This window comes from Actinosynnema sp. NPDC023794, assembly GCF_040639675.1.
In the GTDB taxonomy this organism is placed as follows: domain Bacteria; phylum Actinomycetota; class Actinomycetes; order Mycobacteriales; family Pseudonocardiaceae; genus Actinosynnema; species Actinosynnema luteola.
In genome coordinates, this window is record NZ_JBFAFR010000029.1 from 39,457 (window position 1) to 60,743 (window position 21,287).

At 71.7% G+C, this 21,287-nt stretch carries 19 protein-coding genes; 12 read left to right on the top strand and 7 right to left on the bottom strand.

Translation table 11 applies throughout. The annotated features are described in order from the left end of the window. Window positions 1–3 precede the first annotated feature (3 nt). Genes AB0H12_RS36160 through AB0H12_RS36175 form a run of 4 tightly spaced genes read left to right on the top strand, consistent with a single transcriptional unit; the run spans window position 4 to window position 5,760 of the window. Window positions 4–993 carry an ABC transporter permease gene (locus AB0H12_RS36160; RefSeq protein ID WP_499628985.1) on the top strand — a complete coding sequence of 330 codons (990 nt, stop codon included), beginning with the start codon at window positions 4–6 and terminating at the stop codon, window positions 991–993. A gap of 17 nt (window positions 994–1,010) precedes the next feature. Beyond that, a complete protein-coding gene (locus tag AB0H12_RS36165; RefSeq protein ID WP_499628987.1) occupies window positions 1,011–2,837 on the top strand; it encodes a dipeptide/oligopeptide/nickel ABC transporter permease/ATP-binding protein in 1,827 nt (608 codons plus the stop codon). After that, the gene (locus AB0H12_RS36170) at window positions 2,834–3,697 is read left to right on the top strand and encodes an ABC transporter ATP-binding protein (RefSeq protein ID WP_499628989.1); all 864 of its coding nucleotides are present in this window, start codon (window positions 2,834–2,836) and stop codon (window positions 3,695–3,697) included. The genes AB0H12_RS36165 and AB0H12_RS36170 overlap by 4 nt, the downstream gene beginning before the upstream one ends. After that, a complete protein-coding gene (locus AB0H12_RS36175; protein WP_499628991.1) occupies window positions 3,694–5,760 on the top strand; it encodes a glycoside hydrolase family 36 protein in 2,067 nt (688 codons plus the stop codon). Before AB0H12_RS36170 ends, AB0H12_RS36175 begins: the two co-directional genes overlap by 4 nt. 5 nt (window positions 5,761–5,765) lie before the next feature. Here AB0H12_RS36175 and AB0H12_RS36180 read toward each other — a convergent pair whose 3' ends face one another. Both AB0H12_RS36180 and AB0H12_RS36185 read right to left on the bottom strand, forming a co-directional pair. Beyond that, window positions 5,766–6,299, bottom strand: coding sequence for a DUF3558 domain-containing protein (locus AB0H12_RS36180; RefSeq protein WP_499628993.1), 534 nt, complete (start codon window positions 6,297–6,299; stop codon window positions 5,766–5,768). A gap of 210 nt (window positions 6,300–6,509) precedes the next feature. Next, entirely contained in the window at window positions 6,510–8,627 is a 2,118-nt protein-coding gene (locus AB0H12_RS36185; RefSeq protein WP_499628995.1) for an alpha-galactosidase, read from the bottom strand. A gap of 118 nt (window positions 8,628–8,745) precedes the next feature. On the opposite strand from AB0H12_RS36185, the gene AB0H12_RS36190 reads away from it, so the two are divergent. From AB0H12_RS36190 to AB0H12_RS36220, 7 genes are all read left to right on the top strand, one after another. Beyond that, window positions 8,746–11,190, top strand: coding sequence for a glycoside hydrolase family 2 protein (locus AB0H12_RS36190; RefSeq protein ID WP_499628997.1), 2,445 nt, complete (start codon window positions 8,746–8,748; stop codon window positions 11,188–11,190). Beyond that, window positions 11,187–12,020: a LacI family DNA-binding transcriptional regulator gene (locus tag AB0H12_RS36195; RefSeq protein WP_499628999.1), complete on the top strand. Its 834-nt coding sequence runs from the start codon at window positions 11,187–11,189 to the stop codon at window positions 12,018–12,020. The genes AB0H12_RS36190 and AB0H12_RS36195 overlap by 4 nt, the downstream gene beginning before the upstream one ends. A gap of 10 nt (window positions 12,021–12,030) precedes the next feature. After that, entirely contained in the window at window positions 12,031–13,011 is a 981-nt protein-coding gene (gene mgrA, locus AB0H12_RS36200) for an L-glyceraldehyde 3-phosphate reductase (RefSeq protein WP_499629002.1), read from the top strand. 86 nt (window positions 13,012–13,097) lie between these two features. Beyond that, on the top strand, window positions 13,098–14,054 hold the full coding sequence (locus tag AB0H12_RS36205; protein WP_499629004.1) for an ROK family protein: 957 nt from the start codon (window positions 13,098–13,100) through the stop codon (window positions 14,052–14,054). Window positions 14,055–14,064: 10 nt separating this feature from the next. Further along, window positions 14,065–15,195 (top strand): mannose-6-phosphate isomerase, class I, encoded by a 1,131-nt coding sequence (gene manA, locus AB0H12_RS36210; protein WP_499629006.1) that lies wholly within the window; start codon window positions 14,065–14,067, stop codon window positions 15,193–15,195. A gap of 208 nt (window positions 15,196–15,403) precedes the next feature. Further along, window positions 15,404–16,252 (top strand): Evf family palmitoylated virulence factor, encoded by an 849-nt coding sequence (locus tag AB0H12_RS36215; RefSeq protein WP_499629008.1) that lies wholly within the window; start codon window positions 15,404–15,406, stop codon window positions 16,250–16,252. A gap of 26 nt (window positions 16,253–16,278) precedes the next feature. Then, on the top strand, window positions 16,279–16,968 hold the full coding sequence (locus tag AB0H12_RS36220) for a hypothetical protein (protein ID WP_499629010.1): 690 nt from the start codon (window positions 16,279–16,281) through the stop codon (window positions 16,966–16,968). 85 nt (window positions 16,969–17,053) lie between these two features. Here AB0H12_RS36220 and AB0H12_RS36225 read toward each other — a convergent pair whose 3' ends face one another. From AB0H12_RS36225 to AB0H12_RS36235, 3 genes are all read right to left on the bottom strand, one after another. Beyond that, window positions 17,054–17,725, bottom strand: coding sequence for a lytic polysaccharide monooxygenase auxiliary activity family 9 protein (locus AB0H12_RS36225; protein WP_499629012.1), 672 nt, complete (start codon window positions 17,723–17,725; stop codon window positions 17,054–17,056). Window positions 17,726–17,956: 231 nt separating this feature from the next. Continuing rightward, window positions 17,957–18,364 (bottom strand): nucleoside deaminase, encoded by a 408-nt coding sequence (locus tag AB0H12_RS36230; protein WP_230571930.1) that lies wholly within the window; start codon window positions 18,362–18,364, stop codon window positions 17,957–17,959. Further along, window positions 18,361–19,194, bottom strand: a complete 834-nt coding sequence (locus AB0H12_RS36235) for an LLM class flavin-dependent oxidoreductase (RefSeq protein ID WP_499629014.1) — start codon at window positions 19,192–19,194, stop codon at window positions 18,361–18,363. The genes AB0H12_RS36230 and AB0H12_RS36235 overlap by 4 nt, the downstream gene beginning before the upstream one ends. A gap of 93 nt (window positions 19,195–19,287) precedes the next feature. Here AB0H12_RS36235 and AB0H12_RS36240 point away from each other — a divergent pair, with 93 nt between their 5' ends. Beyond that, a complete protein-coding gene (locus tag AB0H12_RS36240) occupies window positions 19,288–19,734 on the top strand; it encodes an Lrp/AsnC family transcriptional regulator (RefSeq protein WP_499629016.1) in 447 nt (148 codons plus the stop codon). Between the two features lie 21 nt (window positions 19,735–19,755). Here the strand turns inward: AB0H12_RS36240 and AB0H12_RS36245 are convergent, their stop codons facing one another. Both AB0H12_RS36245 and AB0H12_RS36250 read right to left on the bottom strand, forming a co-directional pair. Next, the gene (locus tag AB0H12_RS36245) at window positions 19,756–20,646 is read right to left on the bottom strand and encodes a hypothetical protein (RefSeq protein WP_499629018.1); all 891 of its coding nucleotides are present in this window, start codon (window positions 20,644–20,646) and stop codon (window positions 19,756–19,758) included. Next, entirely contained in the window at window positions 20,643–21,233 is a 591-nt protein-coding gene (locus AB0H12_RS36250; RefSeq protein ID WP_499629020.1) for an RNA polymerase sigma factor, read from the bottom strand. The genes AB0H12_RS36245 and AB0H12_RS36250 overlap by 4 nt, the downstream gene beginning before the upstream one ends. Window positions 21,234–21,287: the final 54 nt, after the last annotated feature.

Consider the following 21,287-nt stretch of genomic DNA (forward strand, 5'->3'; position numbering starts at 1 on the left):
CCGATGAGGTACTACGCCCGAAAGTTCGCGTTCTACCTGGTCGCCCTCTGGGCGGCGCTGACGCTGAACTTCTTCATCCCGAGGCTCATGCCGGGCAACCCGGTGGACATCCTCATGGCGAAGCTCGCGCAACGCGGCGGAACCGTGGACCCGTCGGCCCGCCGGGCGTACGAGCTGCTGCTCGGCACGAACAGCGGCGAGTCGCTCTTCAACCAGTACATCTCGTACCTGGGCAACATGTTCCGCGGTGATCTGGGCATATCGGTGAGCTCGTTCCCCACGCCGGTGTCCCAGATCATCGCGGAAGCCCTGCCCTGGACCCTGATGCTCGTCGGCATCGCGACGTTCCTGTCGTTCGTCCTCGGCATCGTCCTCGGCACGTTCGTCGGCTGGCGGCGCGGCACCTGGCTGGACAGCCTGGTGCCCGCCACCACCGTGCTGGCCGCCGTGCCGTACTTCTGGCTGGCCCTGATCCTGGTCGCGGTGCTGTCCTCGGCGTGGGGCTGGTTCCCGCTCCAGGGCGGCTACGACGTGGTCCTGTGGCCCGGCTGGAACGCCGACTTCATCGGCTCGGCGATCTACTACGGCACGCTGCCCGCGTTGACCATCGTGATCTCGTCGGTCGGCGGCTGGCTGCTCGGCATGCGCAACATGATGGTGTCGGCCACGGCCGAGGACTACGTGCTCACCGCCAAGGCCAAGGGCCTGCGCGACTCCCGGATCATGATCAAGTACGCGGCCCGCAACGCGGTGCTGCCGTCGGTCGCCGGTTTCGCGATCTCCCTCGGTTTCGTGGTGGCCGGCTCCATCATCACCGAGCAGGTGTTCTCCTACCCGGGCATCGGGTCGAAGCTCCTGCAAGCGGTGCAGAACAACGACTACGCCCTCATGCAGGGCATCTTCCTGGTCATCACGGTCGCCGTGCTCGGCGCGAACCTCGTGGTCGACCTGCTCTACGCCGTCATCGACCCGCGCACCCGCGTCAGCGGCTGAGAAGGAGAACGGACACCGTGACGAATCTCAGTGCTGTCACCGTCGAGGCTCCGCGCGGGCGGGCCGGGTGGCGCTCCATGCTGCCGCGCTGGTCGCCCAAGCTCGGCGTCGGCCTCGTCCTGATCGGCCTGATCACGTTCATCGGCGTGATCGGCCCGCTCCTGGTCGGCGACCCGAACACGATCCGGGACCTGGGCCTGGCCGCGCCGGGCGGCGAGTTCTGGCTCGGCACCACCCAGACCGGCCAGGACATCGTGGCGCAGCTCGCCCACGCCACCAGGGGCTCGCTCTACATCGGCCTGCTCGTCGGCGTGATGGCGACCGCCCTGTCGGCGCTGTTCGGCATCGTCGGCTCCTACATCGGCGGTTACGTCGACGAGGCCTTCTCCCTGTTCTCCAACGTGATGCTGGTGATCCCCGGCCTGCCGCTGGTGATCGTCATCTCCGCGTTCGTGCCCGCCGACCAGCGCGGCTCGTGGACGATCGCGGTCGTGCTCGCGATCACCGGCTGGGCCGCGTCGGCACGGGTGCTGCGCGCCCAGACGCTGTCGCTGCGCAACCGCGACTACGTGGCCGCGGCCAAGGTCTCCGGCGAGAAGCCGTGGCGCGTCATCACCGTCGAGATCCTGCCGAACCTGCTGCCGCTGCTGGCCTCGCAGTTCGTGTTCTCGGTGATCTACGCGATCCTGAGCGAGGCGGGCCTGTCGTTCCTCGGCCTGGGCGCGTCCAACTCGTCCACGCTCGGCACGATGCTCTACTACGCCCAGAACGGCTTCGCGCTGCAACGCGACGCGTGGTGGTGGTTCGTGCCGCCGGGCCTGATCATCGCCCTGTTCGGCTGCGGCCTCGCGTTGATCAACTTCAGCATCGACGAGATCATCAACCCCAAGCTGCGCGACATCCCCCGCCGCACCAAGGCCGAAGCCGCACGCACGCCCGAACCCGTCGAACGCGCGGACGACGACGTGGTGCTCACCGTGAAGGACCTGTCCGTCGTCTACCAGGTGGAGAAGCCGGTGCACGCGGTCAAGGACGTGTCGATCACGCTGCGGCGCGGCGAGATCCTCGGCCTGGCCGGCGAGTCCGGCTGCGGCAAGACCACGCTGGCCTACGCGATCAACCGGCTGCACCGGCCGCCCGCCGAGGTCACCTCCGGCTCGGTCACGTTCCACGACCGCGAGGGCGGCGACGTGGACGTGCCGGCGCTCACGCCGGGCGAGCTGCGCGCCTTCCGCTGGTCCAAGCTGTCGATGGTGTTCCAGGGCGCGATGAACGCCCTGAACCCCGTCATCACGGTCCGCGCGCAGCTCGACGACGTGCTCACCACGCACCGCCCGGAGATGACCAAGGAGCAGCGCAAGGCCAAGTGCGAGGAAGTGCTCAAGCTGGTCGGCGTCGACGTGCGGCGGCTCAGCTCCTTCCCGCACGAGCTGTCCGGCGGCATGCGGCAGCGCGTGATGATCGCCATGGCGCTGCTGCTCGACCCGCAGGTCATGATCATGGACGAGCCGACCACCGCGCTGGACGTCGTCGTGCAGCGCGGCATCCTGCGCGAGATCCTGCGGCTGCGCGACGAGATCGGCTTCGCCGTCCTGTTCATCACCCACGACCTGCCGCTGCTGCTCGAACTCGCCGACCGCATCGCCGTGATGAAGGACGGCGAGGTCGTCGAGTACGCCACCGCGCAGGACATGTTCGAGCAGCCCGCCCACCCCTACACCCGCCAGCTGCTCGACTCGTTCCCCAGCCTGACCGGCGAACGCGGCTCGTTCGTCCGCTCCGGCGAGCAGATGACGCCGGTCGACCGGTCCGGCGAGCCCACCCCGTCCGGAGGCGTCCGATGACCACGTTGGAAGCTCGCGAGCTGGTCAAGGACTTCCACGTCCGGGTCGGCCTGCGGCGGGTGCGGCTGCGCGCGGTGGACAACGTCTCGTTCACCCTCACCCCCGGCCGCACGGTCGCCCTGGTCGGCGAGTCCGGCTCGGGCAAGTCGACCATCGCCCGGATGATCGCCCGCTTGGAGAAGCCGAGCGACGGCGCCATCACGCTCACCGGGCCGGAGGGCGCGAAGGTGCCCGAACGCGCGTACCGGGACAACGTGCAGATGGTGTTCCAGGACCCGTTCGCGTCGCTGAACCCGTTCCACACCATCGAGCACCACCTGGCGCGGCCGTTGAAGCTGCACGGCCGGCCGCACGGCTGGGACGACGTCGTGCAGCTGCTGGAGCGCGTGTCCCTGCCCGGCCGCGACATCGCCGGACGACGGCCGCACGAGCTCTCCGGCGGCCAGCGGCAGCGGGTGGCGATCGCGCGGGCGCTGGCGCCGGGCGCGAAGGTCGTGGTGGCCGACGAACCGGTGTCCATGCTGGACGTCTCCATCCGGCTCGGCGTGCTGAACCTCATGGCGCGGCTGCAGCGCGAGGAGAACCTGGCCGTCCTCTACATCACGCACGACCTCGCCACCGCGCGGCACTTCTCCGACGACATCCTCGTGCTCTACAAGGGGCGCGTCGTCGAACGGGGACCGGCCGACGACGTGATCCTCAACCCGCAGCACCCGTACACCAAGATCCTCGCCTCCGCCGCGCCGAACCCCGAGGCGCGCGGCCGTGCCGTCGAGATCGACCCGGCGGACGTGGAACGGGCCGGCGCCGCCGCGGCGTACGACCACAACACCGGGGCGTGGGAGGAAGTCGCCACATGATCCTCACCTGGTCCACCGGTGCGATCAGGCTGCTGCTCACGCACGGGGACGACCGTCCGGTGAGCCTGCTCTCGCTGCGCCCCGACGGGCCGGTCGAGGGCATCGGGGTGCCGCTGGTCGAGGTCCAGGCCATCGGGCACGGCCGGTTCCCCGGCAGCCACCGCTACGCGGACACCACGATCGGCGCACGGCTGCGCTACTGCTCGCACGCCGCGTCCGTGGACGAGCTCCGGGTCGTGCAGCACGACCCGGGGAGCGGGCTGGTGGTGACGTCGGTGTTCCAGGGCGTGGCCGGCGTGCCCGCGGTCCGGACGTGGACCGAGGTGGCGGTCGAGGGCGAGCCGGTCCACCTCCAGGCCGTGACGTCGCTGTCCACCGGGGCGTTCCTGGTGGACAGCGACCGTTCGGTGGACGAGGTGGACCTCGTGCACGCCGACTCCGACTGGGTCGCCGAGTCGCGCTGGCACCGCACGCCGCTGCGCGAGGCCGGCCTGGTGGCGATGGACCCGACCGTGCACCACCACGCGTCGCGCAGCCGGTTCGCGCTGACGTCGCGCAGCTCGTGGTCCACGGGCGAGCACCTGCCGACCGGAGTGCTGGTGGCGCGGGACGACAGCTGGGCGTTCGCGTGGCAGATCGAGCACAACGGCGCGTGGCACTTCGAGGTGGGGGAGACCGTCGCCGGCGCGTACCTGGCGCTGCTGGGGCCCAGCGACGGCGAGCACCAGTGGGGTCGCGTGGTGTCCGAGGGCGACGGCTTCACCACCGTGCCCGTGTCGGTGGCGATCGCCGCCGGTGGCGTGGACGAGGCGATCGGCGCGCTGACGCGGCAGCGGCGGGCGACGTTGCGCAACCGGCGCGCGCCCGGGCTGCCGGTGATCTTCAACGACTACATGAACACCCTCATGGGCGACCCGACGACGGAGAAGCTGCTGCCGTTGATCGACGCGGCGGCCTCGGTCGGCGCGGACTACTTCTGCGTCGACGCCGGCTGGTACGACGAGGACGGCAAGTGGTGGGACAGCGTCGGCGAGTGGCGGCCGTCGCGGACCCGGTTCCCCCGGGGTTTCGGCGAGGTCGCCGACCACATCCGGGCGCGCGGGATGGTGCCCGGCATCTGGCTGGAGCCCGAGGTCGTCGGCGTGCGCTCGGCGCTGGCCCGGTCGTTGCCGGACGAGGCGTTCTTCCAGCGCCAGGGCGCTCGGGTGGGGGAGCACGGCCGGTTCCACCTGGACTTCCGGCACCCCGCGGCGGTCCGGCACGTGGACGAGGTGGTCGACCGGCTGGTCGGCGAGTTCGGCGTCGGGTACCTCAAGCTGGACTACAACATCATGCCCGGCGCGGGCACCGACGTCGGTGGGTTGGCGCCGGGCGAGGGCCTGCTCGGGCACAACCGGGCGCACCTGGCGTGGTTGGACGCGCTGCTGGCCAGGCATCCGGGGCTGGTGCTGGAGAACTGCGCGTCCGGTGCCATGCGGATGGACTACGCGATGATGTCGCGCTTGCACATCCAGTCCACTTCGGACCAGCAGAACCCGTTGCTGTACCCGCCGATCGCCGCCGCCGCGCCCGCGTCGGTGCTGCCGGAGCAGGCCGGGAACTGGGCTTACGCGCAGCCGGGGATGACGCCGTCGGAGGCCGCGTTCACCCTGGCCACCGGGGTGCTGGGTCGCCTGTACCTGGCCGGCCGGGTCGACCTCATGGACTCGTCGCAGCGGGAACTGGTCGCGGAAGCGGTCTCCGTCCACAAGGGACTGCGGCCGGAAATCGCCACGTCGGTCCCGTTCTGGCCGCTGAACCTGACCGGCCGCTCCGGCCCGTGGGTGGCGCAGGGGCTGCGTGCGGCGGCGAACAGCTACGTGACCGCGTGGCGGCTGCCCGACGCCCCGCCGGCCGTGGACCTGCCCGTGCCGCACCTGCGCGGACAGGACGTCACGGTGTCCCCGGTGTTCCCGGCGACGTCACCGGAGTGGGCCTTCGAGTGGGACGCGGCGCGAGGGGTGCTGCGTGCCACCCACAGCGGCGCCACGCCGTCGGCGGTCGTCGTGCGGCTGGGCGCCTGAAGGCGTCAGGGCAGCCTGGGCTCGACCAGTTCGGCGACCCGCATCGCCGACGGGCACGGGTCCTCGGCCGGGCTGCCCGAGTTCAGCACCACGTCGACCCGGGACGACGCCGTGACGCCGATGAAGACCCCGCAGCTGCCGGTCGCGCCCACGGCCTGCTTGGCCTGGTGGCGGCCGATCACCAGCTCCTGCACCACGTTGCCGTTCGACTGGACCTGGTCCAGCCCGGACGTGGTCCGGATGCCGACGCCGAGCCGGGCCTGCCGCGGCGAGAAGTTGCACACCCGCGCCGAACCGAGCTGCTCCACCACCGGCTCGGCGGTCTGCGCGCCGGTGATCTGCTCGGCCTCGGCCTTGGTAAGCAGGTCGCAGGGGTCGGCGCCGTCCAGCGGGCCGCCCCGCGACGGCCCGACCGCGGGCGCGGTGGCCGGTTGCGACGAGCCGTCGGAGGTCGGGCCGGACGGGCTCTCGGCGGGCCCACCGCAGGCGACGGCCGAGAGCAGGACCGCGACGGCGGCCAGCGTGGTGCGAGGGTTCACTGGGTCGTTCCCCGGTCGGTCAGGGCGGGAGGGCGCGCCGCCGGCGTTCCGGTCGGTCCTCACCCCGGTGACGCTCGCGACCGGGACCGACACTTCGGTGCGCCGACCGTAGCGCACGCTCTGGGAGCGCTACCAGAGCTGTCTCCCACGAGCCGTCGGCCACGACGGCCGCCCACCCGGAGGCGGACGGCCGTCGCGCGGAACGCGCCGCTAGACCGCCGTGGCGCGCACCAGCACCAACCGCTCCGGGTGCTGCACGGGAGCCTGCACGCCCGCCGTCTCCAGCACCCGGCCCGGCAGCGTCACGCCGTCCTGCCACCACGGCAGGCGCACGCCCCAGTTGTCGGCGTTGCCGTCCGGCACGTCACCGGGCGCCAACGGGCGCACGTGGTACGAACGGTCGGCCGACAGGCCCGGCAGCCGCACCGCGCCCGGCGGGTAGAGCTGGGACGTGGCCAGCGCGACGATCGCGAACACCGCGTCGGACCCGTCCTCCGCCACCACCCCGTGCACCTCGATCGCGGGATCCGGGTGGTCGCCGTGCACCGACACGCCGGAGTGCAGCAACGGCCGCAGCTCCTTGTACAGAGCCACCCACGACCGCAGCCGCTCCAGGTCCGACTCCGACGCCGCCGTCAGGTCCCACTCGATGCCGAAGTGCCCGAACAGCGCCGTCCCCGCCCGGAAGTCGATCGGGTGCTGCCGGTGCGTCGTGTGCGACGTCCCCGAACCCACGTGCGTGCCCATGAGCTCCAACGGGATCAGCGCGTTCGTCCACCGCTGCATCGACTGCCGCTCCAGCGCGTCGATGCAGTCCGACACCCACACCCGGTCCGTGCGCTCCAGGATCTCCAGGTCCACCCGCCCGCCACCGGACGAGCACGACTCGATCTCCACCCCGGGGTGGCGCCGCCGCAGCTCGTCCAGCAGCCGGTAGACGGCCGACGTCTGGCCGTGCACCCCCGCCCGCCCGGTGGGCCGGTGCCCGGCGTCCACCAGGTCCCGGTTGTGGTCCCACTTCAGGTACGACACCGGGTACTCGGACAGCAACGCGTCCAGCCGCTCCAGGATGTGCGCGAACGCCTCCGGCCGGGCCAGGTCGAGCACCTGCTGGTGCCGTGCCGTGCCGGGCAGCCGGTCACCCGCCGCCATGATCCAGTCCGGGTGCGCCCGCGCCAGCTCCGAGTCGGGGTTGACCATCTCCGGCTCGACCCAGATGCCGAACTGCATGCCCAGCCCGGTCACGTGGTCGGTCAGCGGCCCGAGCCCGTCCGGCCACGCCTCGTCCGACACGTACCAGTCGCCGAGGCCGCGCCGGTCGTCCCGCCGCGACCCGAACCAGCCGTCGTCCAGCACGAACCGCTCCGCCCCGACCGACGCGGCGGCGTCCGCCAACGCCTTCAGCCGGCCCAGGTCGTGGTCGAAGTACACGGCCTCCCACGTGTTCACCACGACCGGCCGGGGCGAGGACGGGTGCGACGCGCGCGAGCGCAGGTGCCGGTGGAACCGCGCCGACACCTCGTCCAGCCCCCGCCCGTACGACGCGTACTGCCACGGCGACGTGTACGACTCGCCGGGTCCCAGGACGACCTCGCCGGACAGCAGCAGCTCACCCGACCCGAGCAGGGACACGGAGTGGTACGTCTTCTCGGCGAACGTCCGGTGGTTGCCCGACCAGGCGGTGTGCACGGCCCAGATCTCGCCCGAGCGGTTGCCGAACCCGGCGGTGCCCGCGGCGAGCAGGTACGCCGAGTCGAAGCCCGTCCGACCGGTCCGGTTCTCGCGCACGTGCAGGCCGTGGTTCCACGGCGTGCGCTGCGGGCTGCGCTCCCGCGTCCAGCGCCCGGTGAAGTCCAGGAGCTCGACCGCCTGCGGCGGCGCGGGCAGGGTCAGGTTCACCGCGTCCACGGCGAAGTCCGACGACCCGGTGTTGGTCAGCACGGCTCGTTGCCGCACCAGCCCGGACGGGGTCAGCTCGACGACCAGTTCCAGCCCGAGCCCGGCGACCTCGTCCACCGCGGCGACCACGGGACCGTTCACCGACACCACGCGGAACGCGGTCGAGAAGTCCCGCCCGCCCCGGTTGCCGACGATTCCCGGCGTGCCCAGCCAACCCGCCGACTGCTCGGGCAGCACGGCCACGTCCACCGCGCCGTCGACCGAGAAGCCGATGGGGTGCGGAGTGTGCGCAACGAGTACCGCGCTCAGCTCCGCCGAGGTGAGTTCTCCCAGGTCGGCGCCCCAGTAGCGGACCCGGGGGAGGGTGCTTCCGGAGAAGTCGAGCACCAGGCTCACACCCGCTGCCCGCAGGTGCGTCACGTCTGCCACTTGTGGTCTTCCTCTCTGGTGGTGAACCTCGTTGACTTACTTTAGTTGCTGGCGTAAGAATCGCCATACCTTGGATGTCACACGGCAGGAACCCACCGCCGCCGCGAAAAGAGGAACGATGATTCGCACGACCTTGCACGACGGGTGGCGCCTGAGCGCGGTGGGCGGGCCGATCCCGGCGGTCGTCGCCGATCGCCTGGTACCCGCCGCCGTGCCCGGCAGCACGCACCTCGACCTCCTCGCTGCGGGCCTGATCCCCGAGCCCTACCTGGACACCAACGAGGCCGAGCTGGCCTGGATGCACCGCGCCGACTGGCGCTACGCCCTGACCTTCGATGCCGAGGCCGCGCGGCCCGGCGAGAAGGTCGAGCTCGCGTTCGACGGCCTCGACACCGTCACCACGGTCGAGCTCAACGGCCACGTCCTCGGCCACACGGCGAACATGTTCCGCTCGTACCGCTTCGACGTTCGCGAGCACCTCAAGGACGGCGCGAACGACCTCGTCGTCACCTTCCACTCCGCCTTGGCCTACGCCGAGCAGCAGGAGGAGGAGCTGGGCCGGCGCGACCGCGCCTACCCGCACCCGATGAACGCCTTGCGCAAGATGGCCTGCTCGTTCGGCTGGGACTGGGGCCCCGACCTGCAGACCGCGGGCATCTGGAAGCCGGTGCGGCTGGAGCGCTGGACCGAGGCGCGCCTGGCGCAGGTGCGCCCGCTCGTCACGGTGGACGCCGACGGCACGGGCCGCGTCGAGGTGCACGTCGAGGTCGACCGCGCCCGAGACGGCGACCTCACCGCGATCGCGACCGTGGCCGGCGTCGAGCAGCGCGTCCGGGTCGAGGGCGACGCCGCCGTGGTGACCGTCGAGGTGCCGGACGTCGCCCTGTGGTGGCCCGTGGGCTACGGCGATCACCCCCTCTACGACTTGACCGTCATCCTCCAGGCCGGCGGCGAGGACGTCGACCGCGCCGACCGCCGCATCGGTTTCCGCACCATCACCGTCGACACGACGCCCGACGAGGTCGGCACGCCGTTCACGTTCGTCGTCAACGGCAAGCCGGTGTTCGCCAAGGGCGCCAACTGGATCCCGGACGACCACTTCCTCACCCGCGTCACCCGCGAGCGGCTGGCCCACCGGGTCGACCAGGCCGTCGACGCCAACATGAACATGCTCCGCATCTGGGGCGGCGGCATCTACGAGACCGAGGACTTCTACGACGTCTGCGACGAGCGCGGCGTGCTGGTGTGGCAGGACTTCCTGTTCGCCTGCGCCGCGTACGCCGAGGAATCGCCGCTGTGGGAGGAGGTCGAGGCCGAGGCGCGCGAGAACGTCGCCCGGCTGACCTCGCACGCCTCCCTGGCGCTGTGGAACGGCAACAACGAGAACCTCTGGGGCTTCGCCGACTGGGGCTGGGAAGAGCAGTTGCAGGGCCGCACCTGGGGCCTCGGCTTCTACACCGACCTGCTGCCGAAGATCGTCGCCGAGCTCGACCCGACCCGGCACTACTCGCCGGGCAGCCCGTACAGCCCCGGCGAGCTGCACCCGAACGAGGACACCCACGGCACCCGCCACGAGTGGGAGGTCTGGAACCGGGTCGACTACACCCACTACCGCGACCACACCCCGCGGTTCTGCTCGGAGTTCGGCTTCCAGGGCCCGCCGACCTGGGCGACGCTCACCGAGTGGGTGCACGACGAGCCGATGACGCCGACCTCGCCCGCGTTCCTGCTGCACCAGAAGGCCGAGGACGGCAACGGCAAGCTCGACCGCGGCCTCGCGCCGCACCTGCCCGCGCCGGCGGAGTTCGGGGACTGGCACTGGGCGACCCAGCTCAACCAGGCCCGCGCGGTCGCGTTCGGCGTCGAGCACTTCCGCTCGCACTGGCCCCGCACGGCGGGCGCGCTGGTGTGGCAGCTCAACGACTGCTGGCCGGTCACGTCGTGGGCCGCGATCGACGGCGAGCAGCGGCCCAAGCCGCTGTACTACGCGCTCAAGCACGCCTTCGCGCCACGCCTGCTGACCGTCCAGCCGCGTGACGGCGCGGACGTGCTCATCGCGGTCAACGACACCGACGAGGTCTGGGCCGGCGACGTCGCGCTGGAGCGCCAGACGTTCACGGGCGAGGTGCTCGCGGCGGCTAAACTCCCGCTCGACGTGCCGGCCAGGTCGGTGGCGCGGCTCGACCTGGCGGCCGAACTCCGCACGCCGGGCGACCCGAAGGGGGAGGTGCTGGTGGTGAGCACGGCCGAAGCGCGCACCGCGCACCTGTTCCGCGAGGACCTGGAGCTGGCCTACGACCCCGCGCCGCTGACCGCCGAGGTGCGGCGGGTGGACGGCGGTTACCGGGTGGACGTCACCGCGTCCTCCTTCGCCCGCGACATCGCCGTGCTGGCCGACCGGGTCGCCGAGGACGCCGTCGTGGACGACACCCTGGTCACCCTGCCGGCCGGCGGCACGCACTCGTTCCTGGTCCGGACCGCGGCCGAGCTGGCCGACCCGTCCGCGCTGACCGGTCCGCTGGTGCTGCGATCGGCCAACGACCTGTGCGCGGTGCGGACATGACGACCGGCTCGACCGGCGCCGTCGGCCTCGTCCTGGCCCGCCCCGCGCGGCTGCTGGGCGCCGAGCCGTTCTTCATGGAGTTCATCGCGGGCATCGAGGAACGGCTCGCCGAGGGCGACCGGTCCGTGCTGCTGCACGTCGTGGGCGCCGAGGACGCCGAGATCGCCGCCTACCGCAGGTGGGCGGCGGGCGGCCTGGTCGACGCGGTCGTGGTCGTCAACCGCACGGTGGACGACCACCGGCCGGCGGTGCTGCGCGAGATGGGCCTGCCCGCGCTGTACGTGGGCGAGCCGGACGAGCTGGCCGTGCCCGCGGTGCGCACCGACGACGCGGGCCCCGTGCGGGAGGCGTTGGCGTACCTGCTCGACCTCGGGCACCGGCGCATCGCCCGGGTCAGCGGCCCGGACACGCTGCTGCACACCAGGGCGCGCACCGCCGCGTTGCTCCAGGGCTGCGCGGAGGCGGGCATCGAGCCCGTCGTGCTGGAGGGCGACTACTCGGAGGAGTCGGGGGCGAAGCTCACCACCGCGCTGCTCAACTCCTCCGAGCCGCCCACCGCGATCCTCTACGACAACGACGTGATGGCCGTCGCGGGCCTCAACGTCGCCAAGGAACTCGGTGTCGCCGTGCCCGACCGGCTCAGCCTGGTTGCGTGGGACGACTCGTCGCTGTGCCGGCTCGCGTCACCCGCCCTGACCACGATGAGCGTGGACGTGCACCAGTTCGGCGTCACGGTCGCCGAGTCGGTGCTGGAGCTGATCGAAGGCGTCGAGGTCACCGAGCGCTGGTCGCCCAAGCCCACGCTCATCGCGCGGGAGAGCACCCGATAGAAGGATCCACATGACTCACCACGCCGCCGAGTCGCGGTACGACGCCATGCCCTACCGCCGGTCCGGCCGCAGCGGGCTCAAGCTGCCCGCCGTGTCGCTCGGCCTGTGGCACAACTTCGGGCACGACAAGGACCTCGACGGCCAGCGGGCCATCCTGCGCCGCGCGTTCGACCTCGGCGTGACGCACTTCGACCTGGCCAACAACTACGGGCCGCCGCCCGGCAGCGCCGAGGAGAACTTCGGCCGGCTGTTCGCGACGGACTTCCGGCCGTACCGGGACGAGATCCTGGTGTCCACCAAGGCCGGCTACCACATGTTCGCCGGCCCGTACGGCGAGTGGGGCTCCCGCAAGTACCTGGTCAGCTCGCTGGACCGGTCACTGGCCCGGATGGGCCTCGACCACGTCGACATCTTCTACCACCACCGGCCCGACCCGGACACCCCCATCGAGGAGACGATGGGCGCGCTGGACCACGTCGTGCGCTCGGGCAAGGCGCTGTACGCCGGCATCTCGAACTACTCGGCCGAGCAGACCGCGGAAGCGGCCCGGGTGCTGCGCGAGCTGGGCACGCCGCTGCTGATCCACCAGCCGTCGTACTCGATGTTCAACCGGTGGGTCGAGGACGGCCTGCTGGACGTGCTGGCCGAGGTCGGCGCGGGCAGCATCGCGTTCTCGCCGCTGGCGCAGGGCGTGCTGACGGACCGCTACCTCGACGGCGTGCCGGAGGGTTCGCGCGCGGCGAGCGCCTCGCCGTTCCTCTCGGAGTCCAACCTGGACGACGCGACGCTGGCGAAGGTGCGCGCGCTGAACGAGATCGCCAAGGGGCGCGGGCAGACGCTGGCGCAGCTGGCGATCGCGTGGGTGCTGCGCAACGTGACGTCCGCGCTGATCGGCGCCTCCAGCGTGAAGCAGCTGGAGGACAACGTGGCCGCGACGGCGAACCTGGCGTTCGAGGCCGACGAGCTGGCCGAGATCGAACGGCACCTGTGACGTCGCGAGCGGCGTGAGGTGAACCGCTTCAGTGCTGCTGGCAACGCCTCTTGACGAAACTTTGCTTAACCGCTTAACTAAGTCGCATGGGGCAAGCACTCGACCCGGTCGCGGTCGCCATCGACATCGGCGGCACCAAGCTCGCCGCGGCGTTGGTCGAGTCGGACGGCACCGTCCTGGCCCGCCGCACCGCGGCGACGCCCGCGGGTGACGCGGAAGCGGTCTGGGGCGGCCTCGCGGGAGTTCTCGACGAGCTCCTGGGCGCCGCCGCGGACCGCGCCGTGCTCGGCGCGGGCATCGCCTCGGCCGCGCCGATGGACCTGCGCACCGGCACGATCAGCCCGGTCAACATCGCGGGCTGGCGCGACTTCCCGATCACCGCCCGCGTCGGCGAGCTGCTGCCCGGCCTGCCGGTCCGGCTCGGCGGCGACGCGCTGTGCATGGCGCTGGCCGAGTACCACCACGGCAACGGCCGCGGCAGCGAGTGCCTGCTCGGCATGGTCGTGTCGACCGGCATCGGCGGCGGGTTCGTCTTCGCCGGCAAGCCGCACTTCGGCGCCACCGGCAACGCGGGCCACGTCGGTCACTTCGTGGTCGACCCGGCCGGCCCCCGGTGCGGCTGCGGCGCGAACGGCTGCTCCGAGGCCTTCGCCAGCGGCCCGTCGATGGTGCGCTGGGCGTTGGCGCAGGGCTGGCAGCCGCTCGGCGGCACGGCGGACGGCGTCGCGCTCGCCGCGTCGGCAAGGGCGGGCGACCCGACCGCGCAGGCGGCGTTCCGCCGTTCCGGCGCGGCGGTCGCCCGGGTGATCACGGTCGCCTCCGCGTTGTGCGAGGTCGACCGCGTGGTCATCGGCGGTGGTGTCGCGCAGGCCTGGGACCTGCTCGAACCCGCCATCACGCAGCCGCTCGCGGACTACGCGGGGCTGGAGTTCATGCGCCGGGTCGACGTGTGCCCGGCGACGTTGGGCGTCGACTCGGGACTGATCGGGGCCGCGGCGCTGCTCGCGGACGACCGCGTCCCGTCCGCGCCCGTGGGAATCTGAGGGACGCACCGTGCGCAAGTTGGACACCACCGTCCGGGAGTACCACTGGGGTTCGCGGACCGCGCTGGCCGAGCTGCGCGGCGAGCCGTCGCCCAGCGCCGTGCCGCAGGCCGAGCTGTGGATCGGCGCGCACCCCGACGACCCGTCCCGGCTGGCCGGCTGCGACGTGCCGCTGGACGCCTACCTCGCCGCCAACCCGGCCGGCCTGCTCGGGCCGGACAGCCTGGCCGCGTTCGGGCCGCGCCTGCCGTTCCTGCTCAAGGTGCTGGCCGTGGACGCGCCGCTGTCCTTGCAGGTGCACCCGAACCGCGAGCAGGCCGTGGTCGGGTTCGCCGAGCACGGCTACCGCGACGACCGGCCCAAGCCGGAAGTCCTGGTGGCGCTGACCGAGTTCGAGACGCTGTCCGGCTTCCGCCGCCCCGCCGAGACCGTGGCGCTGCTGGACGAGCTCGGCCTGCCGTCGCTGGCCCCGATGCGGGCCGAGCTCTCGGTCTGCGACACGTGGGGCGCGCTGCGCTGGGCGTTGCACGCCGCGGACGCGGCCCTGGTCGCGGAGGTGGCGACGGCGACGGCGCGCGTGCCCGCGCTGGCGCACGTCGCGGCACTGGCCGAGGCCTACCCGGCGGACGCGGGCGTGGTGGCGGCGTTGCTGCTCAACGCGGTGAAGCTGCGGCCGGGGCAGGGGGTCTACGTGGGCGCGGGCGTGCTGCACGCCCACCTGCGCGGCACCGGCGTCGAGCTGATGGCGAACTCCGACAACGTGCTGCGCGCGGGCCTGACCACCAAACCGGTCGACGTGCACGCCGTGCTGTCGCTGGCCGACCACGAGAGCGGACCCGCCGCCGTGCTCGACGGCGAGGGTGACGGTCCACTGAGGACCTACCGGACGCCGGAACCCGAGTTCCGCCTGCACACCGTGCGCGCGGGCGCCGTGCTGGTCGCCGACGGCCCGCAGCTCCTGTTGTGCACCAAGGGTTCCGTCGTCGTCAGCCGTGGCGGTGAGGAGGTCGCGTTGCGGGGCGGTGAGTCGGCGTTCCTGCCGCACCGCGCCGACGCGGCCGAGGTCTCCGGCGACGGCGAGGCGTTCTGGGCGACCACGAACCTCTCCGGACCCGGAACCTCGCCGGATCGCGACCTCTGACGACCGCGCACCGGCCTGCGCCCGATCGAGGGTCGGGTGACCCGCTCCCGAGTGGTTCGTGACGGTCGCATCAACAATCCGGCCCCGCGCCTCACCCGTCCTGGTGAAGTCGCCTCACCGTCGAGGTCGACCCCTGTCGATCATTCCTGCGCCGTGATGTTCTGGCCATGACTTGCTCACTCCAAACGCATTGGGAGAGGGACGAATCATGACCATCACCGTCAATTCCGGGGCGAATAAGATCGGTCGGTCCATCGTCGACGACGAATTCCTGGCCGCGAGCGCGTTCTTCGCGCACGAACTGCCCGCGGCGGGTCTCGCCGTCGACGAGGGTTCCGAGGAGAGCGTTTACAACAGAGCCGATTCGGCGGCCTCCGCGATCGTCCTGCCCGAGGTCGTGCCGCCGGAATTGCAGAAGCAGGTGGCGGAGGCCAAGAAGCGCCTGATCCAGTTGACCAGCCTCGGCTCGACCAAGATGCGCAAGTGGATCACGCAGGCCTCCGACCCTGACCTCATCTTCAACGTCGACGCGTGGAAGCAGATCTACACGAAGTACCCGCTGCTCGCGTACGACGAGGTGCTCGACTCCCGCTTCCGCCACAGCGGCAAGGGCGTCGAGGTGGCGCAGAGCGTGGCCTCGGCGCTGATCTCGCTGGCGGTGGGACCCGGCGGGGCGATGATGGCGTTCAGGCAGTTCCTGCAGGGGATGCAGACCAACATCAAGGCGTCGATCGAGAACCAGAAGGCGCCGATCGCCCTGTTCATCCAGTCGATCTCGATCACGATCCAGGGCGGGACGGTGATTCCGCGGTTGAACGGCTTCTTCATCACCTACAGCGAGAGCAAGCGGATCATCAACACGCCGTGCGCCAGCTACGAGAGCTTCGGGATCGACAGCTCCTACCAGCGCATCGGCGGCCTCTTGGACCTCGACTCGCTGGGCGAACCGGACATCAGGAAGAAGTGGGACGACCTCATGAAGCAAGCCGCTCTCGACGACATCGAGAACTCGCAGGACTTCTTCGAGGACGACGAGGGCTTCGTGCCGTCGACGTGATCCCCGCCGACATCGGGAGGCACGCAGTGACCACCTCGGTTCCGGTCCGGCGCGACCGGGTCGGCAGTGCGCAGGCCCGGGTGTTCTCCGGCAGCGACGACCACGGCACCGCCTTCGCCCTGCTCGTCAACCGCTCCGGGCGCGCGGACGAGGCGTACCGGCGGTTCGCGGACACCATGCTGACCTACCCGGTCGGGCTCGCCCGTTACGTGGCCAAGAAGTCGGACCCGTACGACGCGGACACCTGGCAGACGGCGTTCGGCGTGCTACCCGCCCTCGCCGGGGCCGACGTCGAGCACCTGGGCGGTCGACTCGACGGCGCCGAGACCGCGCGGGGGATCCTCGACGCCATGGCCCCGGAGACGCGGGGCGAGGTCGAGCAGGACAAGGCCTTCGCCGACCTGATCGGGCTGTTGGCCGGCCCGGCGATCAGCGCGCACCTGCGCGGTGCCGAGAAGTACTCGGTGGTCGGTCTGGCGCTCACCGTGGGCATCGGCGACGGGGCGGAGGAGTTCGACGGGAGGCTGCACACCTTCACGTTCGAGGTCTCGGTCGGAGCCGTCGACGCCGGTCTCCGGGCGGACTACGACGTGCGGCGCACCTCCGCGCGGTTCACCGGTGACGAGGAAGCCCTGCACAAGGTCTTCCGCAAGCCGTCGTCGGAGGAGCTGGACCTCCTGCGCGCCTCGCTCCACTACCGCGAGCTGACCGCCTGACGTGGTCGAGCACACGGGCGCGGCGTGGTTCGGCCGCACCCGTGTGCTCTTCCCGCTGTGCCACCGGGGTGGTTACCGGCAGGTCCTACTGGAAGTTCACGTCACTGCACAGGTAGTAGGCCTGGTCCATGTGGCTGGCCTGCCAGATCGTGAACACCACGTGGCGGCCGGTGCGGCTGCCCGCGTTCACCTGGGCCTGGTAGAGGCCCGTGGTGCCGTAGCGGCCGGTCGAGGTGACCAGCTCCAGGTCGCTCCAGCGCAGCGGCGTGGACCCGGTGTTGACGCCCTGGCGGGTGATGTAGATGCGCAGGTAGTCCGCGCCGTGCCGGGCCTGGTCCGTGATGGTGAGGGTGAACTGGCGCGGCTTGGTGGCGGTGTTCCACGCGCCGACCGCGTCGAGCGCGCGGTACCGGCCGCTCTCGGCCAGGCCACCGCTGCACAGCTGACCGTTCGGCAGGGCGCCCTGGTGGTTGCCGCCGACGCCGTTGCGGTACAGGCCGTTCCAGTTCCACATCGCGTTCGGGTCGGCCTTCCAGGCCTGCGCGCACATCGGGTCCGTCTGGCCCATGTTCGGGTTCAGGTGGTCGCTGCCCCAGCGCTGGTAGCAGCCGTAGTTGCGCGACGGCGGGTCGGTGACCGAGCCGTGCGCGCTCGCGACGCCTGATGCGCCCACCAGGGTGACCACGCTGGCGGCGAGGACCGCGAGGACCGAGCTGAAGACGCCGATCACCGATCGGGTACCGCGTCGGAAGGTCATGTGAGTGTGTCCTCCACGTTGAGGATGACCGAGTACAGGGCTGGGAGCGCTCCCAGATCCCAAGGTAGCGAACCGCACACCGTCTGTGAACCCCATCCGCGCACGAAGCTGTTTCCTCGCAGTTGGGCACCCGAACGGCCCAACCAGCACCCCCAACCGCGAGAGTCCAACGCCCAGACCGCGAGAGTCCTACGTTCAGAACACCCGGATTCACCGTTCAGAACGCGGTCACTACCGGTAGTAGCCCTCCACCGGAACGGTCGCCTCCTCCAGCAGCGCCGGCCCCTCCTGCGGCACGGGCGCGAAGCCGCCACCCGGCTTCAGCGCGTTCAGCTGCTCGGTCGACAACGCGAACACCACCCGCCCCAGCCCCGACCGCTCGATCGCGCCGACGCACATCCCGCACGGCTGGCAGCTGGTGAACATCGTGGTCCCGGCCGCCACCTCCGGCGCGAGCGACCGCGCCGCCCACCGGGCCAGCTTCAACTCCGGGTGCGCCGTGATGTCGTCGTCCGTCACGCTGGAGTTGCGCTCTTCCTTCAACACTGCGCCGTCCGGCCCCACCAACAACGACCCGAACGGCGGGTTGCCCGACGCACGCGCCTCCGCCGCCAACTCGATCGCCCTGCGCAAGCTCATCGGAACTCCTTTCGCACCGTGGCCAACGCCTGCCACGCGACTTCCGGGTGGACGGTCTCCTGTGGATCCCCGACGAACGGGTCCAGCACCACGGCCGACGCTCCCGACGACCGCAACTCGGCCAGGTCGCCCAAGACCTGCGCCACGGTCCCCTCACCCAACCGCCGCTCCGGCCCCAGCTCGTCGGACGTGATGTGCAGCAGGACACGAGGAGTCAACGCGGGCAACGGTTTCCCCTCGGCCTCCGCGATGACCTCCAACCGCGCCAACGCCTCCCGGTACGCCGCAGGCGTGAGGCGCAAGCTGTGCCACGCGTCCCCCAGTCGAACGGCCCGCCGCAGCGCCGCGTCGGAGTGCCCGCCCACCCAGATCGGGATCCGCCCGGCCCGGTAGTCCGACTCGTCCCGCCACGCCTCCCGCACCACCCGCAGCCCCTCGTCGGTCAACCGGCCGCGTTCGGCGAAGCGCACGCCCAGCGCCTCGTACTCCTGCCGCGCCCACCCGACGCCGACACCGAGCACGAACCGACCGCCGGACAGCTCGTTCACGTTCGCCGCCATCCGCGCCACCAGCAACGGGTGCCGGTAGGGCAGCACCAGCACGGTGGTGCCGAGCCGGATCCGCGACGTCACACCGGCCAGCCACGCCAGCGCGGTGAACGGCTCGTAGAACGGGGCCGGGTACTGCTCGGCCACGTCCGGCGTCACGGCCACGTGGTCGGACACCATCAACAGGTCGAAGCCGAGGCCCTCGACCGTCCGCGCCCAGTCCCGCAGCACGTCCGGCGAGGTGCCCGGCCCGAAGTTCGGGACGTTCACACCGATCTGCACGGCGCCAACGCTATGCCGAAATGCCGCGATCCTGAAGAGACTTCGCCCGGCCTGGAGCGGCTTCCGCCGCAAATTCCACGGTAAAATCGGCACGTGACCGGGAACCTCGATCCGACCGACTGGTCCATCCTCGCCGAGCTGCAACGCGACGGCCGGATCGCGCTCAGCGAGCTGGGCCGCCGGGTCAACCTCAGCGCCTCGGCGACCACCGAACGCGTCCGCAGGCTGGAGTCCGCCGGCGTGATCACCGGCTACCGGGCCGAGGTCGACCTGGCCAAGGTCGGCTACGCCGTGCTCGCCGTCGTCCGCCTGAAGTACCCGGGCAACCGGCACGAGCCGCTGCACGCGCTGCTGGCCGACCGCCCCGAGATCCTGGAGTGCCTGCGCACCACCGGCGACGACTGCTACACGCTCAAGGTCGCCGCCACGTCCATGCCGCACCTGGAGCAGGTGGTCAACGACCTGACCGGCTTCGGCAGCACGACCACGAACATCGTCTACAGCCAGACCCTGCCGTACCGGGGTGTGTCGCCGGCGTAGCGCGGCACACCCCGGTCCCGACTACCGCCACTCCACGGCCGGCGCGCACGTCGCCGGGTCGAGGTCGCGCGCACCCGCCACGACCATCCCGTCCGGGCGCACCCAGCACTTGGTCCGGTCCCACACGTTCAACCAGTCGCCGAGCAGCGTCCCCTGCGCGTCGTACGCCTGGAGGACGGCCTGCTGGTCCCACCCGTCGGGGATCTGCCAGTCGGACGGGTGAGCCAGGCGGGCCACGAACGTGCCGTTGACCGGCCGCACCTCGGTCGACCTGCCGCCCTGCCGGTAGACGACCTTGGCGACGCGACTCGTCACGCGGCCGACCGCCATGTCGTACCCAAGGGCGCCCGCGTGCTCGGGCTTGCCGCCGTCTCCGCCGGAGGCCGAGGCGGCCTGGTCCACGGCGAGCTCGCCGGGCAGCCACCCGACCTCCATGCCGCCGGTCATCGCCGAGTTGTAGGGCATGGTGGGGCCGTCGACCGTGCAGCTCAGCATGTGGTGCTCGGTGTAGAGCAGGGCGAGCGTGCCGACCTCGTCGGTCAGGTACTGGTGCAGCACGGCCTCGCCGTCGACACCCGCGCTCTCCGCGCAGCCCTTCGCGATCTCGGCGATCCGCGCCGGTGACAGGTCCGGGATCACCGGCTGCCGCGGCGTCGAGGAGGGGGCCGCGGACGGCGTGGTCGACAACTCGACGGGCGTGTCGGACGTCGCCGCGGGCTCCACGCCGGCCTGCCGCGACGGCACCACGACCGCGACCAGGGCGACGACGGCCGCCGCCGCGACACCGGCCGTGAGCAGGGGTGCGAACCGGACGGCACGGCGACCGCCGGTCACCTCCTGCTCCAGGCGCGCGCGGATCTGGGCGCGACGTCGGGGCGGAACGTCCCGGTTCGGGGGGAGTGCGTGGTTCATCGGTCCTCCAGGGTGAGCGCGGGGACGGCGACGACCTGCGCGGCGCCCAGCCTGCGGGTCAGCCGGGCCTTCGCCTTGCTGACCCTGGCCCGGACGCTGACCTCGGCGATCCCGAGCACGCCTGCGGCGTCGGCGTACGACACGCCGGACCACACGCACAGCGCGAGCGCTTCGCGTTCGTTGCGGGGCAGTTCCTCGACGGCGGCCAGCAGCAACGCCATCCGCCGCTGGTCGTCGACCCGCTCGGCCACCTGGTCGGCGTGGTCGGGCACCGGGGTCTCCACCGGCGCCTTGCGGAACAGCCGCAGCCGACGCGCCACCGTGCGCCGGTCGCTGCGCACCACGTTCGTGGCCACGGCCAACAACCACGGCAGGGCGGAGTCGTGCTCCAGCCGCAGCCGGTCGCGCTTGCGCCAGGCCACCAGGAACGTGTTCTGCAGGTGGTCCTCGGCCGCCGCCCACGACGCGGTCAGCCGGAAGCAGTGGTTGTAGACCGCCTTGGCGTGCCGGTCGAACAGCACGCCGAAGGCCGGCCCGTTCCCCGCCGCGGCCTGTGACCACAGGGTGCGGTCGTCATCGGTCGTCATGTCCTGCTTGTGCCCGCCAGTCGGGGAGGTGTTGCCACTCCGCGGACCTGGACG

What these genes read in the sequence shown, in the direction of transcription:
- AB0H12_RS36160 (WP_499628985.1), top strand. Translation starts at nt 4, where the DNA reads ATGAGGTACTACGCCCGAAAGTTCGCGTTCTACCTGGTCGCCCTCTGG.
- AB0H12_RS36170 (WP_499628989.1), top strand. Translation starts at nt 2,834, where the DNA reads ATGACCACGTTGGAAGCTCGCGAGCTGGTCAAGGACTTCCACGTCCGG.
- AB0H12_RS36175 (WP_499628991.1), top strand. Translation starts at nt 3,694, where the DNA reads ATGATCCTCACCTGGTCCACCGGTGCGATCAGGCTGCTGCTCACGCAC.
- AB0H12_RS36190 (WP_499628997.1), top strand. Translation starts at nt 8,746, where the DNA reads ATGATTCGCACGACCTTGCACGACGGGTGGCGCCTGAGCGCGGTGGGC.
- AB0H12_RS36195 (WP_499628999.1), top strand. Translation starts at nt 11,187, where the DNA reads ATGACGACCGGCTCGACCGGCGCCGTCGGCCTCGTCCTGGCCCGCCCC.
- mgrA (WP_499629002.1), top strand. Translation starts at nt 12,031, where the DNA reads ATGACTCACCACGCCGCCGAGTCGCGGTACGACGCCATGCCCTACCGC.
- AB0H12_RS36205 (WP_499629004.1), top strand. Translation starts at nt 13,098, where the DNA reads ATGGGGCAAGCACTCGACCCGGTCGCGGTCGCCATCGACATCGGCGGC.
- AB0H12_RS36215 (WP_499629008.1), top strand. Translation starts at nt 15,404, where the DNA reads ATGACCATCACCGTCAATTCCGGGGCGAATAAGATCGGTCGGTCCATC.
- AB0H12_RS36225 (WP_499629012.1), bottom strand. Translation starts at nt 17,725, where the DNA reads ATGACCTTCCGACGCGGTACCCGATCGGTGATCGGCGTCTTCAGCTCG.
- AB0H12_RS36230 (WP_230571930.1), bottom strand. Translation starts at nt 18,364, where the DNA reads ATGAGCTTGCGCAGGGCGATCGAGTTGGCGGCGGAGGCGCGTGCGTCG.
- AB0H12_RS36245 (WP_499629018.1), bottom strand. Translation starts at nt 20,646, where the DNA reads ATGAACCACGCACTCCCCCCGAACCGGGACGTTCCGCCCCGACGTCGC.
- AB0H12_RS36250 (WP_499629020.1), bottom strand. Translation starts at nt 21,233, where the DNA reads ATGACGACCGATGACGACCGCACCCTGTGGTCACAGGCCGCGGCGGGG.